Origin of the sequence: Cellulomonas xylanilytica (assembly GCF_007989805.1) — a bacterium.
Classification (GTDB): domain Bacteria; phylum Actinomycetota; class Actinomycetes; order Actinomycetales; family Cellulomonadaceae; genus Cellulomonas; species Cellulomonas xylanilytica.
Map to the genome: position 1 here is coordinate 113,596 of NZ_BJUB01000009.1, position 17,147 is coordinate 130,742.

Here is a 17,147-nt window from a genome sequence, read left to right on the forward strand (position 1 = left end):
CCATCGACGAGTAACCGACACCTGTCGGGTATCCTGCACCGTCGACCAAGGAGTGAACATGGCACGCGTGCTGGACCGTCTGGGCCGGGGAAGCTACCGCCACCGCTGGATCGTGCTCGTCGCATGGCTGCTGGTGCTCGCCGCCGCGGCCTTCGGCGCGGTGTCCTCGGGGCTCAACCTCTCCAACTCGTTCTCGATCCCCGGAACGGAGTCCGACCGGGCGCAGGCGCTCGTCGCCGAGCGGCTGGGGGACCAGGCCGCGGGGGTCGGGTCGAGCAGCAGCTCGCAGGCGCAGGACGCCGAGGCGCCGTCGAGCGCACGCGTGGTCGTCGCCGCGCCCGAGGGCGAGTCGTTCCTCGAGGGCACCGGGATCCAGGACGTGATGACGGCGATCGCACCGGTCGCCGAGGCTGAGGACGTCGCGGGCGTGTCCGACCCCGTCGCCACCCAGGCCGTGGCCCCCGACGGCAGCGTGATGTACGTCGACGTGCAGTTCACGGTCGGCATGGAGGAGGTCCCCACGGCGACGACCGACGTCCTGGAGGACGCCGCCGACAGCCTGGAGGCCGACGGCTACGAGGTCGCGCTGTCGGGCGGGCCGTTCACCGCACCGCTGGAGCTGGCCGGGCCGGCCGAGGCGCTGGGCCTCGTCGTCGCACTGGTGGTGCTCGTCGTGACGTTCGGCTCGCTGCTCGCCGCCGGCATGCCCATCCTCACGGCGCTGCTGGGCGTCGGCATCGGCGTCGCGGGCGTGCTCTCCCTGTCGGCCGTCACCACGATCTCGTCGGCCACCCTGACCCTCGCGCTCATGCTGGGGCTCGCCGTCGGCATCGACTACGCGCTGTTCCTGCTGTCCCGGCACCGCCAGCAGCTGGCCGACGGCACGGACCCGGAGACGTCCGCCGGGCGGGCGGTCGGCACCGCGGGCAGCGCGGTGGTGTTCGCCGGCATCACCGTCGTCATCGCGCTGGCCGCGCTCACCATCACCGGCATCCCGTTCCTCGCGGCGATGGGTCTGGCCGCCGCCGCGACGGTCGTCATCGCCGTGCTGGTCGCCATCACGCTGCTGCCCGCGATCATGGGCTTCGCCGGCGAGCGCCTGCGTCCGCGCGGCCGCGCCCAGAAGCAGGCCGAGCACTCCCGCGAGGGCCGCAACCGCTGGGGCCTGCTGGTCACCACGCACCCGATCGTCACGCTCCTGGTCAGCGCCGCGGTGCTGCTCACCATCGCGATCCCCGCGCTGAGCCTGCGCCTGGGCCTGCCCGACGCCGGCCGTGAGCCCGAGGGCTCGGGCGACCGGCGGGCCTTCGAGCTGCTCGCCGAGGGCTTCGGCCCCGGCTTCAACGGCCCGCTCGTCGTGCTCGTCGACGCCGCCGAGGACCCCAGCGCGCTGCCCGGAGCCGTGGAGGCCGTCGTCGCCGAGGTCACGCAGCTCCCCGACGTCGCCTACGCGGCCCCGGTCGCGGCGCCCGGCGCGGCGGAGGGTGCCGACGCGGCGCTCGTCGTCGTCATCCCCACGGGTGCACCCGACTCGGAGGAGACCGCCGAGCTGGTGCACGCCATCCGCGACGCACGGCCGGACCTCGAGGCCTCGACCGGCACCGAGCTGTGGGTCACCGGAGCCTCCGCCGCGAACATCGACATCACGGAGAAGCTCGCCGACGCGTTCCCGGTCTTCCTGCTCATCGTGGTGGGTCTGGCGATCCTGCTGCTGATGGTCGCGTTCCGGTCGCTGCTGGTCCCCGTCACGGCGGTGCTGGGCTTCCTGCTCACCATCGCGGCCTCGTTCGGCGCGACGACCGCGGTGTTCCAGTGGGGCTGGCTGTCGGGGATCTTCAACGTCGACTCCGCCGGGCCGCTGCTGAGCTTCCTGCCCATCCTGCTGGTCGGCGTCCTGTTCGGGCTCGCGATGGACTACCAGGTGTTCCTGGTCTCCCGGATGCGTGAGGAGCACGTGCACGGCGCCGCCCCGACCGCGGCCGTCCGCCTCGGGTTCGCCCACGGCGCGCGCGTGGTGCTGGCCGCCGCGCTGATCATGATCTCGGTGTTCTCCAGCTTCGTGTTCAGCGGCTCCGCGCAGATCAGCCCGATCGCGTTCGCGCTCGCCATCGGCATCGTGTTCGACGCCCTCGTCGTGCGCATGACGATGATCCCGGCGGCCATGACGCTGCTGGGCAGGTCGGCCTGGTGGCTGCCGCGCTGGCTGGACAGGATCATCCCGAACGTCGACATCGAGGGTGCGGCCCTGGAGCGCGCCGCCGCGCACGGCTCGCACGCCGCGGACGCCCCGGTCGACGAGGTGCCGGCCGACGCCCACGTGGGTCCCGACGCCAGCCACGGCGTCCACGCCGCGCCGGAGACCGACCGGCCGCGCTGACCGGTCCGCCCCGTCGGACACGAGACGAGGGCCGGGGTGCCTCGTCGCACCCCGGCCCTCGCCCGTCACGTCGGAGGTCAGCTCACGTCGTCGTCGACCCAGTCGAAGGTCTTGGTGACGGCCTTCTTCCAGAGCCGGTACTGCCGGTCGCGCTCGTCGTCGGCCATGGCCGGCTCCCAGCGCTTGTCCTCGGCCCAGTTGTCGATGACGTCCTGCTCACCGTTCCAGAACCCGACGGCGATGCCGGCCGCGTAGGCCGCACCCAGGGCGGTGGTCTCCGCGACCTGCGGGCGGACCACGGGGACGCCGAGGATGTCCGCCTGGAACTGCATGAGCAGCTCGTCCTGGACCATGCCGCCGTCCACCTTGAGCTCGGTCAGGTCGACGCCCGAGTCGGCGTTCATGGCGTCCAGCACCTCACGGGTCTGGAACGCCGTCGCCTCGAGCGCGGCCCGGGCGATGTGCCCCTTGTTGACGTACCGCGTGAGGCCGACGAGGGCGCCACGTGCGTCGGAGCGCCAGTACGGCGCGAACAGGCCCGAGAACGCCGGCACGAAGTAGGCGCCGCCGTTGTCGTCGACCGTCTTGGCCAGCTCCTCGATCTCGGGTGCCGAGGAGATGATGCCGAGGTTGTCGCGCAGCCACTGGACGAGCGAGCCGCTCACGGCGATCGAGCCCTCGAGCGCGTACACGGTCGGCTGGTCGCCGATCTTGTAGCAGACCGTCGTCAGCAGGCCGTTCTTCGACGGGATCGGCTCCGTGCCCGTGTTGATGAGCATGAAGTTGCCGGTGCCGTAGGTGTTCTTGGCCATGCCGACCTCGAAGCACGCCTGCCCGAAGGTGGCCGCCTGCTGGTCGCCGAGAATGCCGGCGATCGGGACGCCCGGGACCATGCCGCCCTCGCGGCCGTGCCCGTACACCTCGGAGGACGACTTGATCTCCGGCAGCATCGACAGGGGGATGCCCATGTCGTTCGCGATGTCCTCGTTCCACGTCAGCGTGTCGAGGTTCATCAGCATGGTGCGCGACGCGTTGGTCGGGTCGGTGACGTGCACGCCGCCGTCGACGCCGCCGGTCATGTTCCACAGCACCCAGGAGTCGGTGTTGCCGAACGCCAGGTCACCGGCCTCGGCCTTCTCCCGCGCACCGTCGACGTTGTCGAGGATCCACTTGACCTTCGGGCCGGAGAAGTACGTGGCCAGCGGCAGGCCGACCTTCGCCTTGTACCGGTCGGCGCCGCCCCCGAGCGCCCCCAGCTCCTCGGCGATCTTCTGCGTGCGCGTGTCCTGCCAGACGATCGCGTTGTAGACCGGCTTGCCGGTGGTCCGGTCCCAGACGACCGCGGTCTCGCGCTGGTTGGTGATGCCGACCGCGGCGAGGTCGCGGTAGGTGAGGTTCGCGCGGGTCAGCGCGAGACCGACCACCTCGCGGACGTTCTTCCAGATCTCCTCGGCGTCGTGCTCGACCCAGCCGGCGCGCGGGAAGATCTGCTCGTGCTCGATCTGCCCGGTCTCGACGATGTGGCCGGAGTGGTCGAAGACGATCGCGCGGGAGCTCGTGGTGCCCTGGTCGATGGCAAGGACGTACTTGGTGTCGGGCATGGTGCAGGTTCCTCCGAGTGCTTCGGGGGCCCGGACGGCGCTCGCGGGGGGTGAGAGCGCCGCCCGGACGGGGTCGGCTGTGTGGTGGGTCAGACGATGTACACGGAGGCCACGAGGCCGGCGATCGCGCCGCCGACCAGGGGTCCGAGGATCGGCACCCAGGAGTACGCCCAGTCGCTCGAGCCCTTGCCGCGGATGGGCAGCAGGGCGTGCGCGATGCGCGGACCGAAGTCACGTGCCGGGTTGATGGCGTAGCCGGTCGGGCCACCGAGGCTGGCACCGATGCCGATCACGAGCAGGGCCACGGGGATGGCTCCGAGCTCCGCGGGGGTCTTCGCGAACGCGAGGATGACGAAGACGAGGACGAAGGTGGCGATGGCCTCGGTGACGAAGTTCCAGCCGTAGGAGCGGATGGCGGGGCCGGTGGAGAAGACGGCGAGCTTGGTGGCGCCGTCGGCGTCCTCGTCGAAGTGCTTCTTGTAGGCGAGGAACGCGAGGGCGGCACCTATCGCGGCACCCGCTATCTGGGCGGTGACGTAGAGGAAGCCGTTCGCTGCCGTCACGGGGACGCCGGGTGCGAACTCCTCCGCCCCGCTCGTCCAGATGCCCATGGTCACCGCGGGGTTGAGGTGCGCCCCCGACTTGTACGCGACGTACACACCCGAGAAGACCGCGAGGCCCCATCCGAAGTTGATGAGGAGCCAGCCGCCGTCGAACCCCTTGTTCTTCGGCAGGATGACGTTCGCGACGACACCGGCGCCGAGAAGGATCAGCATGCCGGTACCCATCACCTCCGAGAGGAAGGCGTCACCTATTGTGTAGTCCACTGTCGACCCTTTCTGACGGACATCGTTGTCACGTGCGCCCCGCGGATGGCCGCGGGGAGTTCTCAGGTCCCGGCGGGTCCGGACGACCCCTTCCCCGCGGGTGACCCGGGCTTGGTGCCGGCATCGGCCGACGCGTCGGCGAGCATCGGCGACACGTCGGCGGCGCGCAGACGGACCTTGACGGCCTCCGCGTCGTCCAGCTCCTGCGCGGCGGCGTCCTCGGCCTCGGCCCGCGCGCGGTACGCCTCGATCTCCCGGCTGCGCGTGTGCGCGTCCCAGCCGAGCACCGGGGCGACCAGGTCGGCGATCTCCTCGAGCGCCCCGACGCCCTTGTCCGCCTGCTCGTAGTTGAGCCGCGTGCGGTGCATGAGGACGTCGTCGAGGTGCAGCGCGCCCTCGTGGCTCGCGGCGTAGACGATCTCGGCGCCGATGTACGCGTCGGCGTTCTTCAGCGGCTCGGCCAGGCTCGGGTCGGCCTCGACGAGGTCGATGAGCTCGCCCAGCAGGGACCCGTAGCGGTGCAGCAGGTGGTCCATGCGCGGCCGGGTCCAGCCGTACTTCTGGCTGATCGCCCGGGCCTGCCGCTGGAACACCTGCAGGCCCTCGGCGCCGACCAGCGGCAGGTCGTGCGTGATGGACGGCAGGCTGGTGGCGCGGCTGCCGATGGCGAAGTCGACCGCGTCCTTGGCCATCACCCGGTAGGTGGTGAGCTTGCCGCCGGCGATGACCGTGAGGCCCGGCGCGGGCGCGGCGACGGTGTGCTCGCGCGACACCTTGGCGGAGCTGGTGCCGGCCTTGACCTGCGGCTGCAGCAGCGGGCGCAGACCTGCCCAGGTGCCGATGATGTCCTCGCGCGTGATCGGCCGGGACAGCACCGCGTTCGCGTGCTCGATGACGTAGTCGATGTCGGCGCTCGTCGCGACGGGGTGCACCAGCTCCTGCTCCCACGGCGTGTCCGTCGTGCCGATCACCCAGTACCGCGACCACGGGATGATGAACAGCACCGACTTCTCGGTCTGCAGGATCAGCCCGACGTCGCCGGAGATCCGGCTGCGCGGCACGACGATGTGGACGCCCTTGCTGGCCAGCACCCGCAGGCCGCCCTCCGCACCGGCCAGGGACTCCGTCTGCTCGGTCCACACGCCGGTCGCGTTGATGACGGCGCGCGCCCGCACGTCGATGTGCTCGCCCGTCTCCAGGTCGATCACCTCGGCCCCGGTGACCGCGCCGCCGGTGGTGGTCTGCAGGTCCGCCACCTGGGTGCGGCTCGCGGCGTGCGCGCCGTAGCTCACGGCGGTGCGCACGAGGGTCTCGACGAGGCGCGCGTCGTCGACGCTGGCGTCCCAGTAGCGGACCGCGCCGATGGCCGCGTCGTGCCGCAGGTCCGGGAACAGCCGCTCCATGCCCTTGCGGGTCAGGTGCCGGTGGATGGGGAGCGCACGCTTCGAGCCGGTGACCGAGGCGAGCGTGTCGTAGAGGGCGACGCCCGCTCCGACGTAGGCCCGCTCCCAGACGCGGTTCTCCAGCGGGTAGAGGAAGCTGACCGGCTTGACCAGGTGCGGGGCGAGGCGGTTGATCAGCAGGTCACGCTCGGTGAGCGCCTCGCGCACCAGGTGGAAGTCGAGCATCTGCAGGTAGCGCAGGCCGCCGTGCACCAGCTTGCTGGACCGGCTCGACGTGCCGCTGGCCCAGTCCTGGGCCTCGACGACCGCCGTGGACAGTCCTCGGCTGACCGCGTCGAGCGCGATCCCGGCGCCGGTCACGCCGCCGCCGATGACGAGGACGTCGAGCTCGTTCCCGCGTTCAGCACTCCCGCGCATGGCGTCGAGTGCGTCCTGTCGTGCCTGGGCCGTCAGCGGCGCCGTCCTCATCCGTCGTACCCCCGGTTGGTGTGGTCGCTGTGCCGTGCTGGGTGGTGCTACCCCGCTCGCCCGGTACGGGCTTGCTCGCTATCGTCGTCACCAGGCGAACGAACGCGCAACCGGGGTGCACAAACGTGCAGCGATGATCGCGGGCCGGAGGGGGTCGAGATGTACGTCGAGCGGGAGCAGGACGTGCTGCGGGCGGCCTCGATGTACTACCTGCAGGACATCAAGATGGAGGTCATCGCGCGGCACCTGGGCACGTCCCGCTCGACCGTGTCACGCCTCATCAAGCGCGCCCGGCAGTCGGGTCTGGTGGAGATCACGCTGCGGCCGGCGAGCACGCGTGCACCGGGGCTCGGCCGCACGATCGCGGCGACGTTCGGCATCGACACGTACGTCGTCCCGGTCCCGGACTCCGCCAGCCACATCGAGCGCCTCGACCAGGTGTCGATCACCGCGGCCAGGCTCCTGTCCTCGTGGTTCGACTCCGACATGGTGCTCGGTGTCGCCTGGGGGACCACCCTGGCGTCGGTGTCCCGGTACCTGGCGCCCAAGCCGACGCGCGGCTCCGCGGTGGTCCAGCTGAACGGTGCTGCGAACATGCGCACCAGCGGGATCGAGTACGCCAGCGACCTGATCTCCACCTTCGGCACCGCGTTCGCCGCCGCGGTGCACCACTTCTCGGTGCCCGCGTTCTTCGACTACCCCGACACCAAGGCCGCCATGTGGCGGGAGCGCTCGGTCCGTCGGGTGCTCGACATGCAGCGCCGCGCGGACATCGCGGTGTTCTCCGTCGGGGCGGTCGCCGGGGCAGTGCCGTCGCACGTGTACTCGGCCGGCTACCTCGACGACGCCGACGTGAAGAACCTGCACGACGAGGGTGTCGTCGGCGACGTGTGCACCGTCTTCCTGCGCGCCGACGGGTCCTGGCAGGACGTGCACCTCAACGAGCGGGCCACCGGTCCGACGCCCGTCGAGCTGCAGCGGGTCCCGCGCCGGGTCTGCGTGGTGGCCGGCGACAACAAGGTCGCGCCGCTGCTCGCGGCCCTGCGCGCGGGGGTGGTGACGGACCTGGTGGTCGACGAGATCACGGCGACCGGGCTGCTCGACGCCGCCGAGCCGCCGCACCCGCGCCGCGTCCGGGCACGCGTCTCGGCGTAGGCGCTCACGCCGCGGTCGTCACCGCCGCCGGCTCGACGATGACCAGCACCTGGCCCGGGCCGACCTGGTCGCCCGGGGTGACGACGATGTCGACGACCGTGCCGCCGACCGTCGCGGTCACCGGCGCCTCCATCTTCATCGCCTCCAGGGCGAGCAGCTGCTGGCCGCGCTCCACGACGTCGCCGGGCCGGACGTCGACGCGGAACACGGTCGCGACGAACGGTGCCTCCACGCCCTCGCAGCCGGCGGGGACCTCGGTGTCGGCGACCGGCGCGGGGGCGTCCGGCTCGATCACGCGGTCGAACTCGCCCGCGGCGGCCCACGCGTCGCGCTCGGCCCCGAACGCCCCGGCCTGCTGCGCGCGGAACGCCTCGATCGACGGGGCGTTCGCGGACAGGAACTGCTGGTGCTCGGCGATCGAGAACGTGCCCGGTTCGATCGCCACGTCCAGGCGCCCCGCGGCCATGTCGGCGCGCATGTCGAGCAGCTCGTCGGCGCCCACGGGGTACCAGCGGATGGTGTCGAAGAACCGGAGCAGCCAGGGGGTGCCGGGCTCGAACGGCGTGTGCCGTGCGTGCGTGTCCCAGACCTGGATGGTGCGGCCGACGAACTGGTAGCCGCCCGGACCCTCCATGCCGTAGATGCACAGGTACGCGCCGCCGATGCCGACCGCGTTCTGCGGGGTCCACGTGCGGGCCGGGTTGTACTTCGTGGTCACCAGCCGGTGCCGCGGGTCGAGCGGGGTGGCGACGGGGGCGCCCAGATAGACGTCGCCCAGGCCCATGACAAGGTACGACGCGTCGAAGACGGTGCGGTACACGTCGTCGACGGAGGACAACCCGTTGATCCGTCGGATGAACTCGATGTTCCACGGGCACCACGGGGCGTCGTCGCGGACGCCGGCCATGTAGCGCTCGATGGCCTCGCGCGTGGCCGGGTCGTCCCAGCTGAGCGGCAGGTGCACCGTGCGGCTGGGGACGACCAGGTCCGTGGTGGCGGGCAGGCCGTCCTCGATCTCGCGGACCAGGTCGAGCGCCTTCCGCAGCGGCAGCCGGTCCGGGTCGACGTGCAGCTGCAGCGAGCGGATGCCCGGTGTGAGGTCGACGATGCCGCGCAGCCCGTCGTGGTCGACGCGGTCCTGCACCTGCTGGGCCAGGGCGTGCACGCGCATCCGCGACGCCAGGTCCAGGGTCATCGAGCCGTACTCGACGAGGAGGTTGTCGTCGCCGCTGCGGCGGTAGGTGACGTCCGTGTCGGAGTCCTTGCGGGCCAGGATGCCGCCGTCGTCGTGGGCCGGCCGGGTCGCCCGCGGCGTGGCCTGGGGACGGGTGCGCAGCGCGTCCGCCTCGGCCTCGTCGACCGGCACGAACCGCACGGTGTCTCCCGGCCGCAGCTGTCCCAGCTTCCACAGCTGCCCGAGGGCGACCGTCGCCGGGCACGTGAAGCCGCCCAGAGACGGGCCGTCCGGGCCGAGCAGGATGGGCAGGTCGCCGGTGTAGTCGACCGCACCGACCGCGTACGGGGTGTCGTGGATGTTCGACGGGTGCAGACCCGCCTCGCCGCCGTCCGGTCGTGCCCACGTGGGCTTGGGTCCGACGAGCCGGACGCCCGTGCGCGCCGAGTTGAAGTGCACGGCCCACGTGGCCGCGTAGAACTCGGCCACGTCATCGGACGTGAAGAACTCCGGCGCCGCGTGCGGTCCCTCGAGCGCGCCGATCTGCCACGCGCTCCCGATGTCCGGGCGGTCCGCCTCCGGCACGGGTCGTGCGGTGCGCGACGCCGTGCCGATGGACAGCTGGTCGCCCGGCCGCAGCGGCACGCCCGTGGTCCCGCCGATCTTGCCCAGGTCGAAGGTGGCCGACGAGCCGAGCACCTGGGGGACGTCGAGACCGCCGCTGACCAGCAGGTACGTGCGCATGCCGGTCGCGGGCGCGCCGAGCGACAGGACGCCGCCCGGCGGGATGACGACCGGCTCCCACTGCGGCACGGGGACGTCGTCCAGGGTGATCGCGGCGGGTGCGCCGGTGACCATGACGGTCGCCCCGGTGACGAACCGCAGCTCCGGGCCGGCCATCGTGCACTCCAGGCCGGCCGCGCCCTCGGGGTTGCCCAGCGCGGTGTTGCCGAGCCGGAACGAGAGGTCGTCCATCGGCCCCGACGGCGGGATGCCGACGTGCCACAGCCCGGTGCGGCCGGGCCAGTCCTGGACCGTGGTGAGCATGCCGGGACGCAGCACCTCGATGCGCGGGGTCTCGTCGTGCAGGTGCGCGAGGGTGCCCGTGTGGTGCAGCGCGGCGGCCACCTCGGGGGCGTGCACGATCGTGCGGAGCAGCCCGAGGTTCGTCGCGATGCCCGTCAGCCGGGTGTCGGCGAGCGCGTCGCCGAGCGCGGCCCAGGCGCTCTCGCGGTCGGCGCCCGCGGTGATGACCTTGGCCAGCAGCGGGTCGTAGTGGGTGGACACCTCGACGCCTGGCTCGATCCACGTGTCGACGCGAGCACCGTCGGGGACCTCGAACGCCGTGACCGTCCCGGCGCTCGGCAGGTGGTCGCGGTCGGGGTTCTCGGCGTAGACGCGCGCCTCGACCGCGGCGCCCCGTGCGTGCAGCGGGGTGTCGACGACGGACGTGTCGCCCTGCGCCAGCCGGATCATCCACGCCACCAGGTCGACGCCGAACACGGCTTCGGTCACCGGGTGCTCGACCTGCAGGCGCGTGTTGACCTCCAGGAAGGCGGCCTCCTCGCGCACGGCGTCGTACACGAACTCGACGGTCCCGGCGGACCGGTAGCCGACCGACTCGGCGAGCGTGCGCGCCGACGACGCGATCAGCGCGCGGACCTCGTCGGGAAGCGCGGGCGCCGGTGCCTCCTCCACGACCTTCTGGTGGCGGCGCTGCAGGGAGCAGTCGCGGTCGCCCAGCGTCACGACGCGGCCGAGGCCGTCACCGAACACCTGGACCTCGACGTGCCGCGCGGCGGTGATCAGCCGCTCCAGGTAGACGCCCGCCGACCCGAACGCCGCCCCGGCCGTCCGGCGCACGGCCTCCCACGCGGCAACCAGCTCGTCCGGCGTGCGGCACGCGCGCATGCCGATGCCGCCGCCGCCCGCCGTGGCCTTGAGCATGACGGGGTAGCCGATGCCCTCCGCCGCCGCGACCGCCTCCTCGAGGGTGTCGAGCAGGCCCGTGCCAGCGAGCATCGGCATGTCGACCGCCCGGGCCGCGTCGCGCGCGGTGTGCTTCGAGCCGAACAGCTCGAGCTGGGCCGGCGTCGGACCGACGAACGCGATGCCCGCCTGCTCGGCCGCGCGGGCGAAGTCGGCGTTCTCGCTGAGGAACCCGTAGCCCGGGTGGATCGCGCCCGCGCCCTGCGCGAGGGCCGCCTCCAGGATCAGGTCCGAGCGCAGGTACGACTGGGCGGCCGGCGCCGGTCCGAGCCGCACCGCGGTGTCCGCCAGGTGCACGTGCGCGGCACCCGCGTCGGCGTCCGAGTACACCGCGACCGTGCGCAGGCGCAGGTTCTTGGCCGTGCGCAGGATCCGGACGGCGATCTCGCCGCGGTTGGCGACGAGGAGGGTGTCGAAGCTCATGAGGAGGCTCCTGAGGTCACGACCATCCGGACCGGCGTCGGGTCGAAGCCGTTGCACGGGTTGTTGATCTGCGGGCAGTTGCTGACGACCACCAGGGCGTCGCGCTCGGCGCGCAGGGAGACCGACAGGCCCGCCGCGCTGATGCCGTCGACGATGCCGAGCGCTCCGTCGGGGTCGACCGGCACGTTCATGTACCAGTTGATGTTCGACACCAGGTCGCGCTTGCCGAGGCCGTAGCGGCCGCCCTCGGCGAGGAAGTTCTCCGCGCACGCGTGCTGCGCCCAGGTGTGGTGGCCGTACCGGAGCGTGTTCGACTCCTTCGAGCACGCTCCGCCGAGGGTGTCGTGCCGGCCGACCTCGTCGGCGACCACCGTCATGAGCGGGCCGTACTCGCAGTCGCGCAGCACCGAGCCGGTGGTCAGGAAGACCGAGTCCTGGCCCTGGATGGTGTCCGGGGCGCTGTAGCGCAGCGTGGTGTCGGCGGCGTCGAAGACGAGGAAGTCGACGGCCTGGTTGCCGCCGAGGTCGACGATCGTCAGGACGTCTCCCGCGTGCACGACCGCGGACCAGGGCGCGCGGGCGGGGACGACGGTGTCGAGCAGCGTGTGCGAGGTGGTCAGGCTCATGCGATCCCCCGTGCGGTCAGGTCGTCCCGGGTGTTGACGAAGGAGCGGCGGCCCTCGGGCGTGGCGTCCCAGAGCGGGTCGGTGTCGCTGGTCGGGGACCCGCGCCAGGCGAGCACCTCCAGCGGGGTGCTGGTGAACGGCCGCGGGTCGAGCGGGTGGGCCGTGTTGGCGACGAGCAGGAGCAGCGGCACCTCGGCGCGCAGGGTGACCGCGGCGCCCGGTCCGGCGGAGCCCTCGAACACCGGACGGCCGTCGTCGTCGATGCGGACGCCCTGGAAGAACGAGATGCTGGGCGGCAGGTCGCGGCGGCCGAGGTCGTGCTTGGCGGCGGCGAGCGCGAACAGCTCGCGGCCGGCGGGCGTCGGACCCTGCGCGCTGCCGTCCCCGTACCGCTCGTCGTTGCGGGCCCGCGTGGTGGTTCCGTAGAGGGCGTCCTGGTGGGCGGACGTGTCGCCGACGATGCTCGCGAGCACCCGGCCCTGGTCGCTCAGCAGCAGGTGGCCGGCGGTCAGGTAGACCTGCCACTGGACCTTGACCGTGTCCGCGACGTTGAGGCGCTCCCACGGGCGGTCCAGCCGGTAGGCGAGGACGTGCGCGCACGCGTCGCCCAGCAGGTCGGTGAGCCGGACGTGCGTGCCGCGCGCCACCGCGAGGTGGGTGTACCCGCCGCCCGCGACGGTCTCCGCGTGCACCAGGGTGGCGGGGTCGACCTCGCTCGGCGGAGACGGCCAGCCCGTCGCGGGACGGATCGGCATCGTGTCGACCGTGCCGACGGCGTCGGCCTCCTGCGCCCGGGCGTGCTCGCGGGCGCCCGCTGTGGTGCCGGTCGTGGTCCCGCTGGTGGTGGCGGTCATCGCGTCCTCTGTTTCTGTCGACTGACAGAAACAGAGTCCGGTCCGCACGTTCCGTCGCGGTCTCGCGCAGGTAAACCTCCTGTTACGCCGTCCTCGGGCGCCGGCGCAGGGTTGACTGCCTGCATGCTGCAGCGCCTGACCGTCGCCTTCGTCGGAGACTCGTTCGTCGCGGGGGTGGGCGACCTCGGCGGTGCGGGCTGGACCGGGCGGCTGATCGCCTCGTCGCGACGACCAGGGCTCGACCTGACGGGCTACCCGCTCGGCGTCCGTCGCAACACCTCGGTCGACGTCGCCGCGCGGTGGGAGGCGGAGGTCGTGGCCCGGGTCGCCGACGCCGGGCCGACGGCGATGGTGCTGTCGTTCGGGGTCAACGACGCGGTCGCCGGCCCCGACGGCCGGCGCCGGGTTCCGGCCGACGTCACCGTGGCGACGCTGGACGCGATCCTCGCGCGCGCCGACGCGCTCGGTCTCCCGACGCTGGTGGTCGGCCCCCCACCGATCGACGACCCGGTGGTGACCGTGCGCGTCGTGGAGCTCGACACGCTCCTGCGCGCGTCGGCCAGCACGGCGGGCGTGCCGTACGTGTCGGTCGTCCACGAGCTCCTCGCCGACCCGGCGTGGACCGACGAGGTGCGCGCGGGGGACGGCGCCCATCCCGGCGCGGCCGGGTACGCGGCTCTCGCCGCCGTGGTCCGGCCCCGGTGGGACGACTGGCTCGCTGAGCTCGAACATCGCCGGTGATAGCGTCGGCTCCCCATGGCACGCAGACCCGGTCGACCGCGCGCGAGCGGCGACCCCGACGGTGAGCGCGACACCCGTCGCGACGTGCTCGACGCCGCCGCGGCCCTCTTCTGCACCGTCGGGTTCACGTCGACCAGCACCCGCGCGATCGCCGACGCGGCCGGGGTCCGGCAGGCCTCGATCTACCACCACTTCGCCGGCAAGGACGCGATCCTGCTGGAGCTCCTGCTGGGCACGGTCCGGCCGTCGCTCGAGCTCGCCGACGCCCTCGCGGCCGGCACCGAGCCCGCCGCCGCGCGCCTCTGGACCCTCGTGCACGCCGACGTCGGCCTGCTGTGCGCCGGGCCCGTCAACCTCGGCGTCCTCTACGTGCTGCCCGAGGTGGCCGGGGAGCAGTTCGCCGAGTTCCATGCGCTGCGGTCGCGGCTGCGGGCGCGCTACAGCGAGCTGGCGACGGCGGCCGGTGACGGCGACGACCGCGGCGAGCTGGCCCTCGGGCTCGTGGAGTCGGTGATCCTGCGGCGTCGCGACGACCCCGCGGTCGACGTCGCGGCCGTGCAGGGCGCGGTGGCCGACGGCGTCCTGCGGCTCGTCGGCTGCACCCCCGCCGAGATCGCACAGGCTCGCGCGGTCCCGGTCGCGCTCGCGGTCTGACCCGTCACCGTCGCACGTCGGCCGAACCCGACATGGGTGCCGGGAAGGTCGCCGGAACGGCACCCACGTCGGGTTCGACTAGCCGTGGATCCTCGCGCGCGTACGCGAGTGCTGCGGTCGTCGATTTAACACAAGCGTTTCGTGCGCGCAGCGGGCCGGACACAGGTCGGGTGGTCAATGAACCTGTCGGACGACAGAAACTCTGCCGCCGGCTCCCACCAGACCTGTCTGTCGTCCCCTCGGAGCCCCCATGATCATCGCCGGAGTCGGTCTCTCCGTCCTCGCCGTCGTCCTCGTCGGCATCGTCGTCGCCCGCAAGGTCGACGGTGACAGCGCCAACTACCTCGTCGCCGGCCGACGCCTCGGCGTCCCGCTGGTCGCGGCCTCGCTCATGGCGGCCGCCGTCGACTCGAACGCCACGGTCGGCAACACGGACCTCACGTCGTCGTTCGGGTTCTGGGCCGGGGCGTCCCTCGCGCTCGGGCTCGCCATCTGCCTGCTGCTGACCGGCCTGTTCCTGGCCAAGCCCATGAACCGCATGAAGCTCTTCACGCTCGCGGACTTCTACCGGCTGCGGTACGGGCGTGGCGTCGAGGTGGCGTCGTCGGTCTTCATGATCTTCGCGTTCGCCATCCTCATGGCCGGCAACCTGGTGGCCTGCGGGTACCTGCTGGAGCGGTTCCTCGGCCTGGACTACACGGTCGGCGTGCTCGTCGCGGTCGGGCTGGTGCTCGTCTACACGATCGGCGGCGGCATGTTCTCCGACGCGTACACGGCGGCCATCCAGATCGTCATCACCGTCGTCGCGACGGTCTGCCTGGTGGTCTGGTTCGGCACGACGTACGGCTTCGAGGTCGCCCCGGGCATGGGACCGTTCGACTTCGAGCAGCTCACGCAGACCAGCGCGGGCGCGCCGATCAACTGGGCGACCCTCGTCGCTCTCGGCATCGGCGACATCGTGGCCATCGACTTCATGCAGCGGATCTTCGCCGCCCGCAGCCCGGAGACCGCGCAGAAGTCCTGCTTCACCGGCGCCGCGGGCACGGCGATCATCGGCATCGCGTTCGCGATGGTGGCGCTCGGGGCGTCGTCGGTGCTGGGGCTGACCACGGACGACGGGCCGATCCTGTTCCAGCTCCTCGACGGCTACGCACCGTCCGGGCTCACGGTCCTGGTCCTGTCCGGCATCGTCGCGGCGTCGTTCTCGACCGCGTCGGGCGCCATCCTCGCGACGTCCGCGGTGGCGGTGCGCAACATCTTCGGCGTTCGCCGCGTCGTCTCCGTGAAGGAGGAGGGCGTCCGCGACCCGCTGCTGCTGTGGACCCGGGTCGCGATGATCCCGATCGTCGTGCTCGGCGTCTCGGTGGCGCTCAAGGTGGCCCAGACGGGCATCCTGCTGACCCTCGCGTTCGACCTCATGCTCGCCGGGCTGCTGGTGCCGTTCATCCTCGGCCTCTTCTGGAAGCGCGGCGGGACGCGCGCGGCCGTCGCGGCGCTCGTCGTGGGCGTCTCGGTCCGCCTCACGCTCTTCGTCCTGACCCCCACGGTCTACGGCGTGCCGAACGACGTCTGGTACATCCCCAACGACCTGATCGACGCGTCGTTCGACGGCTGGCCCACCTTCTGGGGCTTCGGGGCGTCGCTTTTCGCGTACCTCGTCGCCGCAGCGGTCTGGCCGCGGACGGTCACCGAGGAGGCGTGGGCGATCGCCGACGGGATGCCCGACGAGACCGCCCCGGCACCCCGCGAGCCCGAGCCCGCGATCTGACCGGCTCGCGGAACGGCCCGGTCCCCGTCGTCTCGGGAGCCGGGCCGTTCCGCGGCCGCCGGCGGACCCGCCAGTAGGTTGGCCCGGTGTCCTTCCGTGTCCGCCCCGCACTGCCGGCCGACGTCCGCGCCATCCGCGGGCTCGTCGAGCCCTACGCCGCCGAGCGCATCCTGCTGGCCAAGGAGTGGGTGGGCTACTACGAGGCGGTGCAGGAGTTCCTCGTCGTCGAGGAGGACGGTGCCGAGGACGGCGACATCATCGGCTGCGGCGCCCTGCACGTCATGTGGCAGGACCTCGCGGAGATCCGCACCCTCGCCGTCGACCGCGCATGGCGCGGCACCGGCGTCGGGCACGCGCTGCTCGACGCCCTGCTGGAGCGGGCCGGGCAGATGGGCCTGCGCCGCGTCTTCTGCCTGACGTTCGAGGTGGCGTTCTTCGAGTCGCACGGCTTCCACGTCATCGAGGGCACCCCCGTCACGCCCGACGTCTACCTGGAGCTGCTGCGCTCGCACGACGACGGCGTCGCCGAGTTCCTCGACCTCGCGCGCGTGAAGCCGAACACCCTCGGCAACACGCGGATGCTGATCGAGCTGGGCTAGTCGCCCAGGCGCAGCTCGATGCCCTCAGGAGTGCTCCGGACGTCGACGACGGAACGCAGCTGGCCGTCCGGGAGCCGCACGGCCACGGCGTCCGGAGCGCCCGACGGTCGGGTGGAGTGCGCCATCTGCAGCCGCATGACGAGGGCGGTCGCCGCGAGCGCCGAGACGTCGACCGGAGCGGCCGCGTCGCGCACCGGGACGACGTCCTGGGGCCCCTGCACCAACCGCTCGCGCACCCGGTCGAGGAAGTCGTCGACCTCGCCCTGGTCGTAGCCCTCACGGAACTTGGTCCCCTGGAACCGCACGGTGTCGATGTCCCGCTCCGTCACGCCGTCGCGGGCGGTCTCGCCGCCCTCGAGCTCCTTGAGCGTGGCCGTCACCCGGTCGAGGAACGCGTCCACCTCGTCCTGGTCGTAGCCCTCGCGGAACTTGGTCGCGGCGAACTTCTGGTTGAGGACCTCGTACGCAGTCAGCATGGCCTGCATGCT

General features: G+C 72.4%; 13 protein-coding genes. 6 read left to right on the plus strand and 7 right to left on the minus strand.

All coding sequences use genetic code 11. From position 1 onward, the window contains the following. The first annotated feature begins 58 nt into the window (after positions 1 to 58). Positions 59 to 2,377: an MMPL family transporter gene (locus CXY01_RS14730; protein ID WP_146928321.1), complete on the plus strand. Its 2,319-nt coding sequence runs from the start codon at positions 59 to 61 to the stop codon at positions 2,375 to 2,377. Positions 2,378 to 2,454: 77 nt separating this feature from the next. Here CXY01_RS14730 and glpK read toward each other — a convergent pair whose 3' ends face one another. The 3 genes from glpK to CXY01_RS14745 form a co-directional block, all read right to left on the minus strand. Next, a complete protein-coding gene (gene glpK / locus CXY01_RS14735) occupies positions 2,455 to 3,978 on the minus strand; it encodes a glycerol kinase GlpK (protein ID WP_146928323.1) in 1,524 nt (507 codons plus the stop codon). 89 nt (positions 3,979 to 4,067) lie between these two features. Next, a complete protein-coding gene (locus tag CXY01_RS14740; RefSeq protein ID WP_371862777.1) occupies positions 4,068 to 4,754 on the minus strand; it encodes an MIP/aquaporin family protein in 687 nt (228 codons plus the stop codon). A 113-nt stretch (positions 4,755 to 4,867) separates the two neighbouring features. Further along, positions 4,868 to 6,676, minus strand: a complete 1,809-nt coding sequence (locus CXY01_RS14745; RefSeq protein WP_146928327.1) for a glycerol-3-phosphate dehydrogenase/oxidase — start codon at positions 6,674 to 6,676, stop codon at positions 4,868 to 4,870. A gap of 159 nt (positions 6,677 to 6,835) precedes the next feature. On the opposite strand from CXY01_RS14745, the gene CXY01_RS14750 reads away from it, so the two are divergent. Beyond that, positions 6,836 to 7,831 carry a sugar-binding transcriptional regulator gene (locus tag CXY01_RS14750; protein ID WP_146928330.1) on the plus strand — a complete coding sequence of 332 codons (996 nt, stop codon included), beginning with the start codon at positions 6,836 to 6,838 and terminating at the stop codon, positions 7,829 to 7,831. A 4-nt stretch (positions 7,832 to 7,835) separates the two neighbouring features. Here CXY01_RS14750 and uca read toward each other — a convergent pair whose 3' ends face one another. The 3 genes from uca to CXY01_RS14765 are packed head-to-tail and all read right to left on the minus strand — an operon-like array spanning position 7,836 to position 12,897. Continuing rightward, positions 7,836 to 11,417: an urea carboxylase gene (gene uca / locus CXY01_RS14755; protein ID WP_146928332.1), complete on the minus strand. Its 3,582-nt coding sequence runs from the start codon at positions 11,415 to 11,417 to the stop codon at positions 7,836 to 7,838. Next, a complete protein-coding gene (locus tag CXY01_RS14760) occupies positions 11,414 to 12,043 on the minus strand; it encodes an urea amidolyase associated protein UAAP2 (RefSeq protein WP_146928334.1) in 630 nt (209 codons plus the stop codon). The genes uca and CXY01_RS14760 overlap by 4 nt, the downstream gene beginning before the upstream one ends. After that, positions 12,040 to 12,897, minus strand: coding sequence for an urea amidolyase associated protein UAAP1 (locus CXY01_RS14765; protein WP_222594560.1), 858 nt, complete (start codon positions 12,895 to 12,897; stop codon positions 12,040 to 12,042). Before CXY01_RS14765 ends, CXY01_RS14760 begins: the two co-directional genes overlap by 4 nt. Positions 12,898 to 13,020: 123 nt before the next feature. Here CXY01_RS14765 and CXY01_RS14770 point away from each other — a divergent pair, with 123 nt between their 5' ends. From CXY01_RS14770 to CXY01_RS14785, 4 genes are all read left to right on the plus strand, one after another. Further along, positions 13,021 to 13,638 carry a DUF459 domain-containing protein gene (locus CXY01_RS14770; RefSeq protein ID WP_146928336.1) on the plus strand — a complete coding sequence of 206 codons (618 nt, stop codon included), beginning with the start codon at positions 13,021 to 13,023 and terminating at the stop codon, positions 13,636 to 13,638. Positions 13,639 to 13,653: 15 nt separating this feature from the next. Continuing rightward, complete coding sequence (locus CXY01_RS14775; protein ID WP_146928340.1) at positions 13,654 to 14,292, plus strand: TetR/AcrR family transcriptional regulator; 639 nt, start codon at positions 13,654 to 13,656, stop codon at positions 14,290 to 14,292. A gap of 250 nt (positions 14,293 to 14,542) precedes the next feature. After that, positions 14,543 to 16,060 (plus strand): high affinity choline transporter 1, encoded by a 1,518-nt coding sequence (locus tag CXY01_RS14780; RefSeq protein WP_146928342.1) that lies wholly within the window; start codon positions 14,543 to 14,545, stop codon positions 16,058 to 16,060. Positions 16,061 to 16,146: 86 nt separating this feature from the next. Further along, positions 16,147 to 16,659 carry an amino-acid N-acetyltransferase gene (locus tag CXY01_RS14785; protein ID WP_146928344.1) on the plus strand — a complete coding sequence of 171 codons (513 nt, stop codon included), beginning with the start codon at positions 16,147 to 16,149 and terminating at the stop codon, positions 16,657 to 16,659. Here the strand turns inward: CXY01_RS14785 and CXY01_RS14790 are convergent. Then, positions 16,656 to 17,135, minus strand: coding sequence for a DivIVA domain-containing protein (locus CXY01_RS14790; protein WP_186813416.1), 480 nt, complete (start codon positions 17,133 to 17,135; stop codon positions 16,656 to 16,658). The two genes, CXY01_RS14785 and CXY01_RS14790, sit on opposite strands and share 4 nt — an antisense overlap. Positions 17,136 to 17,147 lie beyond the last annotated feature (12 nt).

Coding starts and splice junctions, on each gene's coding strand:
- CXY01_RS14765 (WP_222594560.1), bottom strand. CDS start 12,897: ATGACCGCCACCACCAGCGGGACCACGACCGGCACCACAGCGGGCGCC.
- CXY01_RS14740 (WP_371862777.1), bottom strand. CDS start 4,754: ATGCTGATCCTTCTCGGCGCCGGTGTCGTCGCGAACGTCATCCTGCCG.
- CXY01_RS14770 (WP_146928336.1), top strand. CDS start 13,021: ATGCTGCAGCGCCTGACCGTCGCCTTCGTCGGAGACTCGTTCGTCGCG.
- CXY01_RS14750 (WP_146928330.1), top strand. CDS start 6,836: ATGTACGTCGAGCGGGAGCAGGACGTGCTGCGGGCGGCCTCGATGTAC.
- CXY01_RS14775 (WP_146928340.1), top strand. CDS start 13,654: ATGGCACGCAGACCCGGTCGACCGCGCGCGAGCGGCGACCCCGACGGT.
- uca (WP_146928332.1), bottom strand. CDS start 11,417: ATGAGCTTCGACACCCTCCTCGTCGCCAACCGCGGCGAGATCGCCGTC.
- glpK (WP_146928323.1), bottom strand. CDS start 3,978: ATGCCCGACACCAAGTACGTCCTTGCCATCGACCAGGGCACCACGAGC.
- CXY01_RS14760 (WP_146928334.1), bottom strand. CDS start 12,043: ATGAGCCTGACCACCTCGCACACGCTGCTCGACACCGTCGTCCCCGCC.
- CXY01_RS14790 (WP_186813416.1), bottom strand. CDS start 17,135: ATGCTGACTGCGTACGAGGTCCTCAACCAGAAGTTCGCCGCGACCAAG.
- CXY01_RS14780 (WP_146928342.1), top strand. CDS start 14,543: ATGATCATCGCCGGAGTCGGTCTCTCCGTCCTCGCCGTCGTCCTCGTC.
- CXY01_RS14730 (WP_146928321.1), top strand. CDS start 59: ATGGCACGCGTGCTGGACCGTCTGGGCCGGGGAAGCTACCGCCACCGC.
- CXY01_RS14745 (WP_146928327.1), bottom strand. CDS start 6,676: ATGAGGACGGCGCCGCTGACGGCCCAGGCACGACAGGACGCACTCGAC.